Consider the following 16,705-nt stretch of genomic DNA (forward strand, 5'->3'; position numbering starts at 1 on the left):
GTAGTTTTGGTTGAACAGTCAGTCGCCGTCCGTTATCCGGATCAGCGCCGTGGCGATATCTTATTGCATAACATTTATTTTTGTTGTCACAAGGCTTTTTGAACTCGGCGGCGTTTGCTTGCCGGTATGAAAAGCCTGCATGGAAAAGGCGCTCACCATAAGTATATCGGTGGATAAGAATCATAACCCATTTAATTTGTCAACAGCACGATATCCTACGCAGCACTTCTGTGTGAACAGAGATTGGTTCGGTTGGGTGCCGGCTGCACAATCACATATTCATCGCATATTTTCGATCCCCTCACAATGAGGTCAAAACGATGACGGCACTGGGATCAGTGTCATGGACCTATCGCGGTCCACCGGCTGGTGCAGGCCGAACAAAACAAAGACCGGTTTCCGTAATTGCGATGTTACAGGCCAACTGAGCATTTCTTTTCTAAATCATAGGCGTTACCCGATTTCAAGGATTTGTGCTGAAAACGAATGCAGGTGCAGAATTTACCTAAGCTCATCCGTTGAATTTGTACTTGTTCCTTCAATTGTGCACACCCAAAATTCGAAGAAACAAATCGTTGAGTTTTTTGGGCACGTCATCCGGGCGCTGTGTTCCCATAATGGCTTCATCGCAACCGCCGCGAAAGCTGTAAAACATGACCACCGCAGTCCACCGTTCATCTTCAACTTGCCAAGCCCCCGCTTTAGCGCCATCATTAATGAGCTTTGTAAGATAGCGGTTGATTTCCGCATCGGCCATTGCGTGCCGAAACGGCATGCCCAAACCGTAGATCACGACGTCGTGGAGTTCGATCATTTCGAAATAGGCATCGACTGCCGCTTCGATCCAGGCCTTGAGGCGCCCACGCCAATCATCGGCCGCACAGCTTTCCACGCGTGTTCGGACACGGCTCATGATCTCTTTTTCGAAGCCTTCCCGCAAAACCTTTAGCAGTTCGGCTTTATTTTCGAAGTAATGGTAAAGCGTACCCTTTGCGAAATCGGCAGCGGCAGCGATTTCGTCCATCGTCGTGGCTTCGTAGCCCTTTTCCACGAATAGCCTGCCTGCAGCTTCGATCAACGTTGCGCGTCTTTGATCTGCTTTCCTTGGACCCGACGGTGCGCCGATTCGGCGGGCGGACCTGCGGTTTGAATGTTTTGGAGCGGAAGCGGCTTGTTTCATATTTTTCTCCCTGTTCGCTCATACCGGACGATCGCGCGTGAACATGAGCGGTATATTCGACCATCAGTCGAATTAATATTGACTCGCGGTCGAATTTACCATAAACTTCAACTGATTTAAACCTAAAATTTAAAATTGTTATATGAAAATAGGGGTTTAAAATGAGTGAAACCCGAAGAAGTTACTGCGGCCTTTGTCATCCACGATGCGGCACCTTGCTGCACATTGAAAACGGCAAGGTTGTAAAAGTCACCGGCGATCCGGATCATCCCATCAACCGGGGGGCCATCTGCGCACGCGGCCGATTGATGCCGGACCACATCTATCATCCGCAACGCCTGAATTACCCTTTAAAACGAACCGGGGAAAGAGGGCAGGGCGGCTGGCAGCGGGTGACGTGGGACCAGGCCTTGGACGAGGTGGCGGAAAAACTGTCGAGCTTAAAGGAAAAATACGGCGCCGAAACGCTGACGTTTACGCACGGCACCAAGCGAACGTATCATTGGGATTGCCGCCGCTTTTTTAACCTGTTCGGCTCTCCCAATACATGTGGCGTAAACACCATCTGCATGTGCCCGAGTTATGCGACCGAATTCGCCACATACGGAGGTATGATCATGGGCAGTGAGGTGCCGGCCTCCAGATGCATCGTAATGTGGGGTTGCAACGCTTCACAGTCAAATCCGAATATCCTGTACCCGATGATCGTTCAGGCCAGAAAAAATGGCGCCAAAATGATCGTCATCGACCCTCGAAGAACCAGAGAGGCAGACAAGGCCGATCTTTGGCTGCAGATTCGCCCGGGTACGGACCTGGCCCTGATGCTTGGATGGATTCGCCTGATTATTGCTGAAGACCTTTATGATCATGAATTTGTATCCAACTGGACCGTTGGCTTTGAAGAACTCAAGACGGAGGTAGCGTCGTACACGCCGGAGAAGGTTTCCGAGATCACATCGGTGCCTGCCGATCTTGTTGTCGGATCGGCCAGAATGTACGCAGCATCCCGACCCGCTGTGATTCCTTTCGGACTGGGTTTGGATAAACAGGGAATCAATGCCACCCAGTGCGCCCGGGGCCGGGCCATTATCCGGGCAATTACCGGCAATCTGGAAGTCCCCGGTGGGGAGGTTTTCAGCCTGACCGGTGAAGTGGGTAAAATCAGGGATGCCGTGTATTTGGAGATTAATGACGTTCTACCTGAGAGCCAACGGGTCAAGCAGCTTGGTGCGGACCAGTACCCTTTTTTCGGTTTTCCCGGTTGGGAAAAAAACTCGGCTGCCAACAAAAAGCTGCCTGAAGGGTACATGGCCGCGCCCGAGGCATGGCATTCCAACCTGGCCCATGCCAGAGAGGTCATGAACGCAATTATAACCGGAAAGCCGTATCCGGTAACGGCCGCGATCACCCTGGCAAACAACCCGCTGCTTGCTTTGCCCAACACGCAGCAGGTGTTTGAAGCGCTAAAGGCCCTGGAGCTTTATGTGGTCATGGATTACTACATGACGCCATCTGCAGCGTTGGCCGATTACGTCTTCCCCGCGTCCACTACAGTGGAGCAGCCTGAACTCTGGCTGACCAGCGGATTTTGCATGGCCTGCCCGCAGGGAATTGACCCGATTTACGAACGTCGAAACAGTTACGACTTTTACCGCGGCCTGGGTGTGCGGCTGGGTCAGGAAAAATACTGGCCCTGGAAAACCGTGGAAGAGGTTTACGATCATTGTCTGGAACCGGTGGGACTGACGTTTAAACAACTGGTGGAGCAATATGGTGTTCTGGGTCAGAGACAATATCGTCGTTACGAACAACTCGGGTTCGGCACCCCTTCTGGGAAAGTCGAGCTTAAATCCTCGATCTTCGAAGAACTCGGAGCAGATCCGCTTCCCCACTATCGGGAACCCAAATGGAGCCCGGTGGGCAGTCCAAAACTGGCAGAAGAATATCCGCTGATCCTCATTACGGGAAGCCGCTTCATGCCGATGTATCATTCCGAGCAGCGGCAAATCGAAAAGGCCCGTAAAAAAGTGCCTGATCCTCTGGTCACGATTCATCCCAAAACAGCTGAAAAGCTGGGATTGTCCACGGGGGACTGGGCCGTCATTTCGACGCCGCATGGCTCGATACGTCAACGCGTCAAGCTTTCGGATGCCATCCATCCCAAAATGGCGGACTTACAGCATTCGTGGTGGTTCCCGGAGCGTGAGCCAAATCTTCCCGAGCTTTTCGGGGTCTTCGAATCGAACGCAAACCTTCTTTGCCCGGATGCCCCGGAGTTTTGCAGCCCGGAAATCGGCAGCTGGCCTCATTCGGCTTTGTTGTGTCGTATTGATAAGGAACAGGAGGCTTCCTAAATTCATGCACGTCATCTCCAGCGATACACCGGGTCGAGCTGCAGATGACCTACAAAGAGCTTGGAGACTTTTTTTACCGATGATGTTCAATCGACTTAAGCCTGTATTTACCAGAGTATTCAACTAAAATTTTACATTTTTACGGAGGCCTATGCAGATACCTAAGCAGAAAAAAATGGAAATGCTCCGGTCGTTGCTGCTTTCTCGCAGATTCGAGGAGAAGCTAACGGAACTGTGTAGAATCGAACATAAAATCCCGGGAATGATGATCCTGTGTACCGGGCAGGAGGCAGTCGGTGCGGGTGTATGCGCGGCGCTTCAACCGGAGGATGAGATCATTACCAATCACCGAAGCCATAGCCACCTGCTGGCCAAAGGTGCTGATCCGAAAGTGCTAATGGCTGAAATATTCGGTAAACGAACGGGGTGCAATAAAGGAAAAAGCGGAACATTGCACTTGGCGGTTCCCGAGGTCAACGCCCTTTGCACAACCACTGTGGTCGGCGGAGGACCGCCGATTGCCGTCGGTGTTGCCTTTGGTCACCAGTACCGACAGGAAATGTTTGTAACCGTCTGTTTTATAGGAGACGGCGCGGCCAACGAAGGGTCCGTTCACGAAGCGTTGAATCTTGCCAGCATATGGGCGCTACCGGTGATTTTTGTTTGTGAGAATAATCTCTACGCTGGTGCCCAACGCTATGAAGAACACACCAAAGCGCCAAACATCGCAGACCGGGCAGCGGGTTATGCCATGCCCGGTGTCGTGGTCGATGGCAATGATGCGCTGGCGGTTTACCATTCGGCTGTCGAAGCCCGAACACGCGCCGCCGCAGGAAAGGGGCCCACACTGATCGAATACAAAACCTACCGCTGGCGGGGCCACGGCGAAGCTGACCTACAGATCTATCAGCCCAAGGAAGAGATCGCGGCATGGCAGGCAATGTGCCCTATACCTAAATTACGAGGCGACATGCTTGCCCAGGGGCTGATCAGCAAGGATGAATTGCAGCAAATGGAAAACCAGATCGATGCAATTGTGCAAGACGCTGTCCGTTTTGCGGAGGAGAGCCCTTATCCCGAGCCATCCGAAGCCCTTGAGGATATATTTGCGTAACCGAGAGCATTTCATAATGAAAGGGACAAAAGCATGCAGTCATTTGGAATGGGACAGGCCATCAATCAGGCACTCAGAGAAGAAATGCAGCGGGACGCCAATGTGTTCCTGGCCGGAGAGGGAATCGGGGTGGGCATCCATAGCAACCCGATGCTTCCCACTGCCGACTTATTGAAAGATTTCGGTGCGAAACGGGTGAAGGACACTCCCGTTTCAGAAGCGGCTATAGCAGGATTGGCGGTTGGAGCAGCAGCGGTCGGACTAAAGCCGGTGGTGGAAATCATGTTCAATCCTTTCTTTACCCTTGCCTCGGATATGATCGTCAATCACGCAGCCAAGTTGCGGTACTTATCAGGCGGTAAATCCGCTTTCCCGCTTGTCGTTCGCATCAAAAGTGGTGCCGGATTCGGAGCAGGCTGTCAGCATTCGCATAACCTTGAAGCGTGGGCAGCGCACTGCCCCGGGCTAAAGGTGATCATGCCCTCCACGCCGGCCGATGCCAAAGGGCTTCTTAAATCTGCCATCCGGGATCCAAATCCAGTTGTTTTTATAGAAGACATGATGCTTTATTTTGTACCTGGACCGGTACCCGAGGAGGAATATCTTATCCCCATAGGACAGGCCGACGTTAAACGTCAGGGTACAGATGTCACCTTGGTTACATGGTCCAAGATGGTGGGGGTCGCTTTGAAGGCGGCCGAACAGTTGGCCCGGGAGGGTATCGACATGGAGATCGTCGATCTGCGCACACTTGTGCCTATGGATAAAAAGACTCTCCTTGGTTCTGTGCGCAAGACCGGTCGCCTGGTTGTACTGCATGAGGCCACTCGGACCGGCGGCTTTGCCGGGGAAGTCTCGGCTGTGGTGATGGAAGAGGCTTTTGATAGTTTAAAAGCGCCGCTGCGGCGGGTGACCGGCCCGGACATCCCGGTCCCCGCCAGTCCGCCTCTGGAGCGTTTTTACATTCCCAGCGAGAAGGATCTTATTTCGGCGGTAAAAGAAATCGTTGCAAAATGAGGGAAGTGTTCGTGATTTAAAAATGATTTATATTCTTCCGGGAATGGGTGCCAATGCAAACATGTATTCTGGCCCTTGGCGAGAAATAACAGATGCGAAGTTCATTGACTGGCCAAAATATAATGGTGAAAGAACCATTTCCGAGGTAGCAGAAAGTGTTATAAGGCACTATGCAATTATGCGATCAGACTCGGTCGCAGGTTCTTCTCTTGGTGGGATTGTTTCACTTGATATTGCGGATAAGTTAGGCATAAGAAATGTTTATTTATTCGGAAGTGCCGTTTCAAAAAGCGAAATCAATCCTTTACTCAGGTTATTGTCTCCTCTATCTGAGATCACCCCTATAAAATTTCTACAAGCGATTGCCGGAAAATTTGAAAATGAAATTTTAACTATGTTTAGTTCTACAGAAACCGAATTTATTAGAACTATGTGTCATGCGCTTTCCAATTGGCAAGGTTATGAAGGGGATCAAAGCATAATTAAACGTATACATGGAGAAAAAGATAAAATATTATCATTCTTCGGAGTGTGTAAAAAAATAAAAAATGGAGGTCACTTAATAGGGATGACCCATGCAATTGATTGTATCGAAATAATAAGTCAATATTCACCTATTACCATTTAAAAAATTTTCAAAAAGAGACAAAGCCAAGTAAGAATAAAAATATATATTTCAGTTGTATACGAACTCCTAATGAATAATTCGATCTGGTTATCCATAAAGCTGAAGAGAGCTTTAAATATGAAGGAGTATAATACCTGAAGGAATTACTCCCATTCTTCATCTATTGAGTTAAGAATCTATTTTTGGAATCATTGGCCCTGGCGGCATCAGTTAAAAAGTTTATGCTCTTGAATTACGTACCCGACTTCGCGGCGGAAAGATACCAAAATGACCTAAAGAAACAGTTCCTAAAAAAGACCGTATTTTTTTCTTATGGCTTGGAATACAGAAGCAAAGATAGATTAAAAGTATTGCAAAATCAATTAAAGTTTAGCGCTATAAAACCTGATGTATTGATTTAGAGAGAGCCTTTGAATTTCACTCCAGACCTTGATAATAACGCAAAACTCGCTTTCAGCGGTCAAATCGGGCTATGAAGATTAACAATGGGGAAAAGTGGATTCGATCAGCACAGTCTCCATTCTTACTACGAAAATCCTAAGACAAAATAAAGTTAAGTTTTTGCTAATTTTGGCGGGTCAATCTATCTGTTAAAAATACAGATGAGTTATCCATGGGGCTTATTTGGTTGTCTATGAAGGAATAGAACGATGAGGCACGGTTTCTGACTTGAAGCCCGCCGAAAGCCGGATCTGGATCGATAAAATGAAAATGACCAAATCCCTTAGAGGCTTTGTTCTCTTTCGGAGTCAGCAAACGGTGGCCGACTTTGTTTTGTCTTCTTTACAACCTGTCAAAGATTCTAACACCCAAGCAAATAAAACGCATTTAGGTGCTGATGAAAATACTCAACGAAATTGTATATATATAATGGTTGAGGATCTGGTATATCTTTTGCCCAATAAATATTGTTGAGTAAGTGCAGCAACAAATTGAATGATGAAAGCGCTTACCAGTAATCGATAGATGGAGGTAAACGATGAGCATTCGGAAACAGTTTCTGAAAAGCAAACCGGTGTGCAAGGTTACTTTCAAAATTCCTAAAGAAATCGAAAATGCAGAAACGTTGGCCCATGTGGTAGGCGATTTCAATGACTGGTCAACTTCGGCGACACCTATGAAACGGTTGAAAAATGGTGGATTCAGCGTAACCGTCGATTTGGAAACCGGACGGCCCTATCAGTTCCGCTATCTTATAGGTAAGGAATCCTGGGAAAACGATCCTGATGCCGATGGTTATGTTCCGACTCCATTCGGTGACAGCCAAAATTCGATAATCAGCTTATAGCTTTAAGGCTGAAGGCAGGAATTTCTACTAATATAAGTATGTTTCACGGGATACCATGGTTTTAAAACCGTCAGCGATTTATTGACAGGCCTTTTAAGGATATCGGCATTTTAAAGTACAAAATAGAGGCTTGCTTAATCCAGAGGTGAAAAAAATGGCAAACGTCCTGATCATAGATGACAATAAAACCACGGCAGCCATTTTAAAAATAACCTTGTCACGCCAACTGCACCATGTAAGACGGAGTGAAGATATAAGGGATGCAATCTATCCAGCCGATTCCTCCCAACCAGACCTTGTATTGATTAATCAGGCCGCTAAAAATTTTTCCGGATGGAAGACCTTCAATTATCTGAAACAGATCAGGCCCAGTTTACCGGCTATAGTATATGTATTGGAACATCCTACCACTTCGGGAGCACAATGGATATGCAAGGTCGTTGATGCGGTGTTATCAGAAATCATGAGCGATAGCGAAGAGACTCCCTGCTTTGGCACTTAGCAGCTCGGTGGACCCTGTAATGAAAAATGGGTGCCCTGCCCGGATTTAGGGGACGTGAGATTCAATACATTTCAAGAATAGCCGTTCAGTTCAATGGGGTATCCCTAATCTAAAATCAGGCCTATAAATATTAACGAAAAAACTTCAATTTTTCTTAGAAGTCAATATTAAATTGAAATTATATGCATTTTCCTGATTATTAAATATGCGTAATTGGTAATGTCTGCTTGTAGGTATCGAGCCACGGATGTATCGTCTCTTTTTCAGGGCATCGATGATTATTATTTCGGCGGTGGCCTTGTTGTTGAGAAGATTGAACCTGGTCCCATTGTCTGTCGAGAATATTTGCCGACGAGGCTCCTTCAATCATAAATAGTAGGATAATCATTTGTTTTCCTTTGGGTATCATGGCCACACCTTTTCCTATGATACCTTCATTATGGATGCCGAGTTTATCCATAGCAAAAAGGACACCCGTGTTGAAAATGTTTGTCCCGCCGACTCGTCCACATCTCTCGATTTTATGTTCTATTTTGTAAATATGAACCATATTCACTTCCGGCAATCCGAAATGTGTTCCGGTGGTATTGAGGCCTTTCCAATCACGAACCCGATCCCAAGTGCATTCTATTAAGCTTTGAATCACGACTCGTAGTTACCCACCGCTTTTATCCCCGCCAAAGAAAAATCAGCAATATGTTTGGACAATCTGCGGATCAATTCAGGACTGAGGGGGCGGCCAAGCAGATATTCAAGGTCACTGCGCTTGATTGTCACGAAAATACGGCACTGATTCACAATGCTCATTTCACAGAACCGTATGTCCAAGTCTTCCACAGCAGGACCTAAGATTTCACGAATAATATCGTGTAGTTTTTGTCTTCGGGGTTCGATCATTTCATGCCAGGCGTCCTGAATTAATCCGGTAGGATTGACCAATTCCATCAAATACAGCCGGTTAAACAGTGCGGCGCCTTCTTCAACAGAAAAATTCTTAATAAGCGTTTGAATATAGAGTCGCAAACGATCCAGGGCAGAAGCGGTAGCGGAATCAGAGAAATCCTGCTCCTCCATTTTTTCTGAGGCGTGTTGCCAGGCCTCACAGTACAAATGTTTTTTATCCCCAAAGTAATAATTGATCGAAGCCAGATTGACCCCGGCCCGTTTACATATTTCCGACACCTTGGCATCCCGGTATCCTTTTTGGGCAAACACCTCGCAGGCTGTATTCAACAAGTTTAATCGAGTTTTTTTACCATCTTTTCTTTTGGTCATTGTATCTTCCTGATTTCATTTAATGAAATAAATTTTAGTCACCAACTTAAATATTTTTTTTAAAATACTGATTGACATAATCTTTATCAACAGTTAATTTTATATTATCTTAAAAAGCTTTTTAAGATAATTAGTCATCCATGTCAACAGGAGGGAACAATACGAATGCGATCTATCTGTCAAAAGGTTTCTATCACCAAAATAGTACCAGCCTTACTATTAAGCTCTCTGGCACTAAGCTGTGATTTCCAGCAGCAAGCCCCATCCTCGGTTTCAGTTCCGAAAGTTGCCGTTGTGACCGTGAAAACCCAAAAGGTCAGTCTTTTCACTGAATTGCCCGGTCGTACGTCGGCTTACCGCATTGCAGAAATCCGGCCCCAGGTCAGTGGTCTGTTACAAAAACGCCTGTTTACTGAAGGATCCGATGTCAAGGCTGGTCAAGTTCTCTATCAAATCGATCCCGATCCTTTTCAAGCTGCCGTCGACAATGCCGCTGCAAATCTTGCAGCTATGTTGAAAAGCACTGATCAAGCACGGGCGGCGTTGAAAGCGAGTGCTGCCGATGTTGCTCGGCTTCGAGTCACCTTGGAACTCGCTCGGACGAATCGAGATCGATATAAAACTGCACATGAAAAGAAAGCGGTCTCCACGATCGAGCGCGACCAGGCTGTGACTGAGGCCAAGGCGGCCGAATCCGCACTAAGGGCCGCTGAAGCGCAAGTCGAAAGTAGACGTGAAGCGGTAGCAGTAGCCGAGGCAACCATCCAGCAGGCGCAAGCAGCACTAAAAACAGCTCGTATCAATCTTGGATATACCAGGGTCATCGCTCCCATTTCTGGTCGCATCGGTAGATCCAATGTAACCGAAGGCGCCATAGTTACCGCCTATCAATCCATAGCAATGGCCACCATTCAACAACTCGATCCCATTTATGTGGATGTACCGCAATCCACGACTGAATTACTGCGACTGAAACAACGAATACAAGACGGACGTCTTCATCAAGATGGAACAAATCAGCAAGTGGTCAAGCTTATCCTGGAAAACGACACGGAATACCTGCAGAAAGGGAGTTTACAATTCAGTGATGTGACGGTTGATCCGACGACCGGCTCCGTCATCTTGCGGGTGGTTGCCCCCAATCCCGACGGTGTTCTCCTACCTGGCATGTTCGTTCGTGCGATAATCAATGAAGGTGCCAACCAACAGGCCATCCTCATCCCCCAGCAAGGTGTGTCACGCGATCACAAAGGAAATCCCGTTGCGCTGATAGTCGATGCCGAAAGCAAGGTCCAACTTCGCACACTCACCCTTGACCGAGCCATAGACGACAAGTGGTTGGTTTCGTCAGGACTTAAGCCCGGAGACCGGGTGATTGTCGAGGGAATGCTGATGTTACAGCCCGGCACAATAGTAGAGACAATCCCTTTTAGTGAATCGAAAATCGAACCCGGGCCTGAGGTCGAATCTGGCACACAGCCTATAGCACATAAAGATGGAGGTGCCTGATGTTATCCCGATTCTTTCTGGATCGCCCGGTTTTTGCCTGGGTCATTGCCATCATCATAATGACCGCCGGTATTCTGGCGATCTATAATTTGCCCATATCGCAGAATCCAGCGATCGCTCCGCCTTCAATCGCTATTGACTCCTACTATCCAGGTGCCTCGGCAGAAACCGTTGAAAACACCGTGACTCAGATTATTGAACAAAAGATGACTGGCTTGGGTGATATGCTCTACCTCTCAGGCACCAGTTCGTCATCCGGATCATCCCGCATTGAGCTGACCTTCGCTCCGGGGACCGATCCGGATCTCGCCTGGTCCAAGGTGCAAAATAAGCTTCAGCTGGCCCTGGCAAGCTTGCCCGATGTGGTCCAGCGCCAAGGCGTTAAAGTTAGTAAGTCCACCCGAAACTATTTAATGATCGTTGGACTGATCTCCGAGGACGGCAGCATGGACGGCTTGGATTTGCGGGACTATGCCCAGTCTAATCTGGAAAAAATCCTGTCGCGCGTCAGAGGAGTGGGCGAGGTCGAGAATTTCGGATCCCAATATGCCATTCGGATCTGGGTCAATCCCGATAAGCTAACCAGTTATCAACTGACCATGGAAGATGTTATCGCTGCGCTTCAGGATTACAACGTCGAGATCTCCGCCGGCCAGTTCGGCGGGGCGCCGGCCCGCGAGGGTCAACGTCTGAATACCTCTATTATCGTTCAGCATCTGCTCCAAACCCCGGATCAATTCGCAGCGATTCCCGTTCGCACAAATACCGATGGTTCGGTGGTCCGCATCAAGGATATCGGTCGTACGGAACTGGGAACCGAACGCTATGACGTCGTGGCCAACTACAATGGAAAGGCTTCCGCTGCCATGGCCATCCGCCAGGAGGCCGGCGCCAATGCCCTGGAAACCGCCAATGCCGTAAAAGCAAAACTCAAAGAAATGAGTCGGTACTTTCCTCCCGGCATGAAGGTGGTCTACCCATACGACACCACGCCATTCACCGTAGTAGCCATTGATGAGGTGGTCAAGACCCTGATCGAGGCGATCATTCTGGTCTTTATCATCATGTATCTTTTTATGGGTAACATCCGGTCCACCCTCATCCCAACCATTGCAGTGCCGGTGGTTCTGTTGGGAACCTTCGCGGTCTTGGGATTTTTCGGGTTTTCCATCAATATGCTGACCATGTTCGCCATGGTGTTGTCCATCGGCTTGTTGGTAGACGATGCCATCGTGGTGGTGGAAAACGTTGAGCGAATAATGTCCGAGGAGGGGCTTTCACCAAGGGAGGCCACGGCCAAGTCCATGGACGAGATCACCAGTGCCCTGATTGGCATCGGGTTGGTGCTTTCGGCGGTCTTTGGGCCCATGGCATTTTTTCAAGGCTCAACCGGTGTCCTATACCGGCAGTTTTCCGTTACTATCATCTCATCCATGCTGCTTTCTGTGATTGTGGCCCTGATCCTGACCCCGGTGCTTTGTGTATCGTTTCTCAAACCGATACCTCCCGGTCATCACCCCTCAGACAATGCGGTCTTATTCCTGCGCCCATTTTTCAGATGGTTCGATAGGAGCTTTATATGGGCCAGGAACCTTTACGTAGGAATTGTCGGCCGGTCGTTTTCTAGAACATCGCGCTACCTGGTGATCTACATCTTGCTCGTAATAGCTGTGGGATTCCTGTTTCAACGAATGCCAACTGCCTATCTTCCAGATGAAGACCAGGGTGTTCTAATGGTTCAGGTCACGCTTCCGTCCGGTTCGACAGTGGAGCAGACCCGGAAGGTCATGAATAAAATTGAGGATTATTTTCTGACACATGAAAAAGAGGGTGTAGAGTCCCTTATGTCGGTTGCCGGTATCAGCTTTTCCGGTCAGGCCCAGAACGTGGGGCTTGGATTTGTCAAGCTCAGGGACTGGGAACTACGCCAGCGGTCGGATCTGAAGGTCAAGGCCATTGCCGGCAGGGCCATGAATGCCTTTTCAGGGATAATTGAAGCCCAAGTATTCGCTTTTCCTCCGCCGGCCGTGATCGAATTGGGCAATGCCACCGGATTCGACTTTCAACTGCAGGATCGAGGCGGCCTGGGCCACGCAAAACTGATGGCAGCACGAAACCAGCTACTTGGCATGGCATCCCAGGATCAGCGACTAATCAGAGTTCGACCCAATGGCATGGAAGATGTGCCTGAATACATGATCGATGTGGACTGGGACAAGGCCGGAGCCATGGGGGTTCCCATAAGATCCATCCACAATACAATCGCATCGGCCTTCGGCAGTTCTTATGTCAACGATTTTATCCAAGCCGGGCGGGTTAAACGTGTCTATGTGCAAGCAGACATTTCCTATCGCATGCTTCCCAGTGATTTGGAAAAAATTTATGTACGTAACCGTGAGGGCAAGATGGTTCCGTTTTCCTCCTTCGCCTCCGGTCGATGGACGTTTGGTTCTCCCAAGCTGGAACGCTACAATGCCTTTCCATCCATCAACATTTGGGGCGAACCTGCGCCGGGAAGAAGTTCCGGCGAGGCGATGGCTGCCATGGAAGAAATCGTTTTAAAGTTGCCCCAGGGAATCGGCTTTGACTGGACCGGTTTGTCTTACCAGGAGCGAATGGCGACTGCTCAAGGACCTATCCTTTACGCCTTTTCCATCTTCGCTATATTCCTATGTTTGGCTGCATTGTACGAAAGCTGGCCCATTCCCATATCGATCTTGATGACCCTCCCTTTAGGAGCCATTGGCGGCATCATCGCCTCGACCCTGATGGGAATGCCCAATGACGTCTATTTCCAGATCGGATTGCTGACCATCTTGGGGCTGACAACCAAAAACGCCATATTGATTGTCCAGTTTGCCAAGGCCCGTGTGGAAGAAGGCATGCCGTTGATCGAAGCAACACTGGAAGGCGCCAAATTAAGGTTGAGACCGATTGTGATGACTTCCCTGGCTTTTGGTTTTGGGGTTTTGCCACTGGCACTGGCGAGCGGAGCCGGAGCAGGCGCCCAAAGGGCCATAGGCATCGGTGTGGTGGGTGGCGTGGTCTCCTCAACTTTTTTGGTCACCCTCTTTGCACCTCTTTTTTACGTATTGATCTACAGGGCGCTGGGTAGACACCGAAAACGTGATCAGGCAATAAATACCCTGACAATTGATTCAGGAATACAATCCCATGAATAAATATCTGATATTTCAGCTGGTCGGACTAATTATACTAGGCGGTTGCTCTTTGGCACCAAAATACCAACAACCCCAAGCACCAATCCCGGAAAATTGGCCACAAGGCGAAGCCTACAAGGACCCACAAGCCATCTCCGGAATACCAGTAGCCCAGGAACTGAACTGGCAAGAATTTTTCGGCGACCAAAAACTCAAAAAGATTATTGAAACGGCCTTGAACAACAACCGTGATCTAAGAATAGCCGCATTAAACGTGGAAAAGGCACGTGCACAGTACGGTATTCAGAGAGCGGAATTGTTCCCTGTCCTCGATGCATCCGGAGCATGGAGCAAACAACGCCGTTCAAACGATCTTATCAATCCGGGGGAATCGAGAACCGTGGAGCAGTATCGCGCCGATTTGGGTATCGCTTCCTGGGAGATCGATTTTTTTGGACGTTTACGTAGTCTGAAAGATCGGGCGCTGGAAGAATATATGGCCACGGAGCAGGCTCGCCGAAGCGCACAGATCATGCTGATATCCGAGGTTGCCAGGGCCTATCTGACGCTTGCTGCAGACAAGGAGAGTCTTAGCTTGGCCCGGTTTACGCTTGAGAGCCAGCAGGCTTCCTACAGACTCATTCTAGAGAACTATCAGACAGGACTGTCGACCAAAATTGATCTGCGCCGTGCGCAAACCCAGGTGGATGTCGCACGAAGGGATGTTCACCGCTACACGCAACTGGCGGCGCAGGATCAAAATGCATTAAACCTTCTGGCAGGTGCACCAGTGCCCGAAGCGATGCTACCGGTTGATCTTAGCAGCGTCACACCGGTTAATGCTATTTCACCGGGTCTAACCTCCGAGGCGCTTTTGAGCCGGCCTGATATTGTCGCCGCTGAGCATCGGCTCAAAGGGGCCTATGCATATATTGGCGCAGCGCGAGCCGCCTTTTTTCCCCGTATTTCTCTAACAACCTCGGTGGGAACGGCTAGTGATGAACTTTCCGGACTGTTTGGATCCGGATCAGATGTCTGGACCTTTGCACCTCAGGTTGTCATGCCGATTTTTGATGCCCGCATTTGGGCAGCACTTCGGGTCAGCGAGGCAGACCAAAAAATCATCCTGGCCGGGTACGAAAAAGCAATCCAGACAGCCTTCAGAGAGACAGCCGATGCCCTTGCCGTTCAGGGAACCATCGACCAGCAAGTATCGGCACAACAATCTATCGTCGACGCGACCACAGAAACCTATAGCCTCTCGAACGAGCGTTACACAATAGGTATAGATGGTTATCTAAGTGTGCTGGATGCACATCGATCACTCTACGCGCAGCAGCGAATCCTGATATCACTACAATTGGCAAAGATGGCCAACCAAGTAAACCTTTACACAGTATTGGGCGGAGGGGGCGAGTCGCTGCCGCCCGACTATTATAACTGATTGTATCTATCATCTTAGTCAATTTTCGAGCCGGAGGATAAATAGTGACAATCCCAAAAAAATTACTGGTGCTGGTTGATGGTTCGGAGCGATCCATCCAAACGGTTAACTATGTCAAGGATTTTATGCCCATTGATGAGAATACGCGGATCGTGCTGTTTCACGTTTTCGATGCCAAACCCGAGGAGTTTTGCGAATTAGAGCAAAACCCAGCTTGTATTGATGCGGTCATTGAACTGAAAAATCGGGAAGCGGAACAAGAATCTGGAATCTGGTGGTATCTGGAACGGGCGAAAGAAGTCTTGATAAAAGGTGGGATCCCAAAACAGTCAGTTGAAATCAAGTTTCATCTCAAGGAAAAAGGGATTGCTCGGGACATAATAGATGAAGCAAAAAAAGGTTATAGCGCCCTTATAATGAGAAGGCGGGGCTTAGGTGCGCTGAGAAGCATCATTTTAGGTAGCATTGCTGTTAAATTGCTGCAATCGATAACATTTATTCCAATTCTAATCGTGGGCCAGGTTCCCACCAATAAGGAGATATTGTTAGCTGTAGATGCGTCGCCATCTTCGAGGAAAGCGGTCGAATTTATTGCCTCGTTGTTGGGCGGTCATGGATATGGGACTTGTATATTTCATGCAATATCAGGTTTGACATCGATAAACTTTAATGTTTCTAATGCCAATGCACCGAAGGTTTCCGAAGCTCAAATGTCCGACAATTGTATTGAAGCCTTTAAATTGAAAACAGCTCAACTATTCCACACTACGAAAGAAACGCTTCTATCATCCGGGTTTGAATCAGAAAAAATATCCGAAAAAATTGTTACCGGCGTACATAGCCGAGCTTTGGCAATCATTAAAGAAGCCGAAGAAGGCGGTTATAGCACTATCGTGGTCGGACGGAGAGGTCTTTCGAAAGTTGAGGCCTTCTTTATGGGCAGAGTCGGTCATAAGGTTGTTTATGGCGGAGACAAATATACGGTCTGGGTTGTCTGATAATATGCCGTGGGTTATGGATCTTTCGTGAAATCTTCCAAAAAACGCATAACCAGATCGACTCATGTGCCGATCACATGGTGTCCGCTTTTACTCCTCAACTATTTTTAAAAAGAGGGAGCCATAAAAATGCCCAAAAGAGGATAGGGTTTTTTAAATTAAAACTTCATTCTGGTCAGTGGGAAAATCGTGCGTGCGAACGGGTGACAGTTTAAACTCAGCTGGACAAATAGTT

General features: G+C 48.4%; 14 protein-coding genes. 11 read left to right on the plus strand and 3 right to left on the minus strand.

Going from position 1 to position 16,705, the window contains the following annotated elements; translation table 11 throughout:
* Positions 1-538: 538 nt before the first annotated feature.
* The gene (locus GN111_RS02255; RefSeq protein ID WP_197740482.1) at positions 539-1,078 is read right to left on the minus strand and encodes a TetR/AcrR family transcriptional regulator; all 540 of its coding nucleotides are present in this window, start codon (positions 1,076-1,078) and stop codon (positions 539-541) included.
* A 263-nt stretch (positions 1,079-1,341) separates the two neighbouring features.
* On the opposite strand from GN111_RS02255, the gene GN111_RS02260 reads away from it, so the two are divergent.
* The 7 genes from GN111_RS02260 to GN111_RS02290 all read left to right on the plus strand — a co-directional run bounded on the left by GN111_RS02260 (position 1,342) and on the right by GN111_RS02290 (position 8,083).
* Entirely contained in the window at positions 1,342-3,534 is a 2,193-nt protein-coding gene (locus tag GN111_RS02260) for a molybdopterin-containing oxidoreductase family protein (RefSeq protein WP_155302190.1), read from the plus strand.
* A 175-nt stretch (positions 3,535-3,709) separates the two neighbouring features.
* Positions 3,710-4,648, plus strand: a complete 939-nt coding sequence (locus GN111_RS02265) for a thiamine pyrophosphate-dependent dehydrogenase E1 component subunit alpha (RefSeq protein ID WP_231715651.1) — start codon at positions 3,710-3,712, stop codon at positions 4,646-4,648.
* A gap of 48 nt (positions 4,649-4,696) precedes the next feature.
* Positions 4,697-5,665, plus strand: coding sequence for an alpha-ketoacid dehydrogenase subunit beta (locus tag GN111_RS02270; RefSeq protein WP_231715652.1), 969 nt, complete (start codon positions 4,697-4,699; stop codon positions 5,663-5,665).
* Positions 5,655-6,293, plus strand: a complete 639-nt coding sequence (locus GN111_RS02275) for a hypothetical protein (protein ID WP_155302193.1) — start codon at positions 5,655-5,657, stop codon at positions 6,291-6,293. The genes GN111_RS02270 and GN111_RS02275 overlap by 11 nt, the downstream gene beginning before the upstream one ends.
* A gap of 705 nt (positions 6,294-6,998) precedes the next feature.
* Complete coding sequence (locus tag GN111_RS02280; RefSeq protein ID WP_155302194.1) at positions 6,999-7,208, plus strand: hypothetical protein; 210 nt, start codon at positions 6,999-7,001, stop codon at positions 7,206-7,208.
* Between the two features lie 64 nt (positions 7,209-7,272).
* The gene (locus GN111_RS02285) at positions 7,273-7,581 is read left to right on the plus strand and encodes an isoamylase early set domain-containing protein (protein ID WP_155302195.1); all 309 of its coding nucleotides are present in this window, start codon (positions 7,273-7,275) and stop codon (positions 7,579-7,581) included.
* 154 nt (positions 7,582-7,735) lie between these two features.
* Positions 7,736-8,083 (plus strand): response regulator, encoded by a 348-nt coding sequence (locus GN111_RS02290; protein ID WP_155302196.1) that lies wholly within the window; start codon positions 7,736-7,738, stop codon positions 8,081-8,083.
* Positions 8,084-8,282: 199 nt separating this feature from the next.
* Here the strand turns inward: GN111_RS02290 and GN111_RS02295 are convergent, their stop codons facing one another.
* Positions 8,283-8,633: a hypothetical protein gene (locus tag GN111_RS02295; RefSeq protein WP_155302197.1), complete on the minus strand. Its 351-nt coding sequence runs from the start codon at positions 8,631-8,633 to the stop codon at positions 8,283-8,285.
* Between the two features lie 92 nt (positions 8,634-8,725).
* The gene (locus GN111_RS02300; protein WP_155302198.1) at positions 8,726-9,358 is read right to left on the minus strand and encodes a TetR/AcrR family transcriptional regulator; all 633 of its coding nucleotides are present in this window, start codon (positions 9,356-9,358) and stop codon (positions 8,726-8,728) included.
* A 165-nt stretch (positions 9,359-9,523) separates the two neighbouring features.
* Between GN111_RS02300 and GN111_RS02305 the strand changes: the two genes are divergently transcribed.
* Genes GN111_RS02305 through GN111_RS02320 form a run of 4 tightly spaced genes read left to right on the plus strand, consistent with a single transcriptional unit; the run spans position 9,524 to position 16,470 of the window.
* On the plus strand, positions 9,524-10,867 hold the full coding sequence (locus tag GN111_RS02305; protein ID WP_155302199.1) for an efflux RND transporter periplasmic adaptor subunit: 1,344 nt from the start codon (positions 9,524-9,526) through the stop codon (positions 10,865-10,867).
* Positions 10,867-14,049 (plus strand): efflux RND transporter permease subunit, encoded by a 3,183-nt coding sequence (locus GN111_RS02310; RefSeq protein WP_155302200.1) that lies wholly within the window; start codon positions 10,867-10,869, stop codon positions 14,047-14,049. Before GN111_RS02305 ends, GN111_RS02310 begins: the two co-directional genes overlap by 1 nt.
* On the plus strand, positions 14,042-15,472 hold the full coding sequence (locus GN111_RS02315; RefSeq protein WP_155302201.1) for an efflux transporter outer membrane subunit: 1,431 nt from the start codon (positions 14,042-14,044) through the stop codon (positions 15,470-15,472). Before GN111_RS02310 ends, GN111_RS02315 begins: the two co-directional genes overlap by 8 nt.
* 44 nt (positions 15,473-15,516) lie before the next feature.
* On the plus strand, positions 15,517-16,470 hold the full coding sequence (locus GN111_RS02320) for a universal stress protein (protein WP_155302202.1): 954 nt from the start codon (positions 15,517-15,519) through the stop codon (positions 16,468-16,470).
* Positions 16,471-16,705: the final 235 nt, after the last annotated feature.

Source organism: Desulfosarcina widdelii (assembly GCF_009688965.1).
Classification (GTDB): Bacteria; Desulfobacterota; Desulfobacteria; order Desulfobacterales; family Desulfosarcinaceae; genus Desulfosarcina; species Desulfosarcina widdelii.

Coding starts and splice junctions, on each gene's coding strand:
- GN111_RS02260 (WP_155302190.1), top strand. CDS start 1,342: ATGAGTGAAACCCGAAGAAGTTACTGCGGCCTTTGTCATCCACGATGC.
- GN111_RS02265 (WP_231715651.1), top strand. CDS start 3,710: ATGGAAATGCTCCGGTCGTTGCTGCTTTCTCGCAGATTCGAGGAGAAG.
- GN111_RS02270 (WP_231715652.1), top strand. CDS start 4,697: ATGGGACAGGCCATCAATCAGGCACTCAGAGAAGAAATGCAGCGGGAC.
- GN111_RS02280 (WP_155302194.1), top strand. CDS start 6,999: ATGAAAATGACCAAATCCCTTAGAGGCTTTGTTCTCTTTCGGAGTCAG.
- GN111_RS02285 (WP_155302195.1), top strand. CDS start 7,273: ATGAGCATTCGGAAACAGTTTCTGAAAAGCAAACCGGTGTGCAAGGTT.
- GN111_RS02290 (WP_155302196.1), top strand. CDS start 7,736: ATGGCAAACGTCCTGATCATAGATGACAATAAAACCACGGCAGCCATT.
- GN111_RS02295 (WP_155302197.1), bottom strand. CDS start 8,633: ATGGTTCATATTTACAAAATAGAACATAAAATCGAGAGATGTGGACGA.
- GN111_RS02300 (WP_155302198.1), bottom strand. CDS start 9,358: ATGACCAAAAGAAAAGATGGTAAAAAAACTCGATTAAACTTGTTGAAT.
- GN111_RS02305 (WP_155302199.1), top strand. CDS start 9,524: ATGCGATCTATCTGTCAAAAGGTTTCTATCACCAAAATAGTACCAGCC.
- GN111_RS02310 (WP_155302200.1), top strand. CDS start 10,867: ATGTTATCCCGATTCTTTCTGGATCGCCCGGTTTTTGCCTGGGTCATT.
- GN111_RS02315 (WP_155302201.1), top strand. CDS start 14,042: ATGAATAAATATCTGATATTTCAGCTGGTCGGACTAATTATACTAGGC.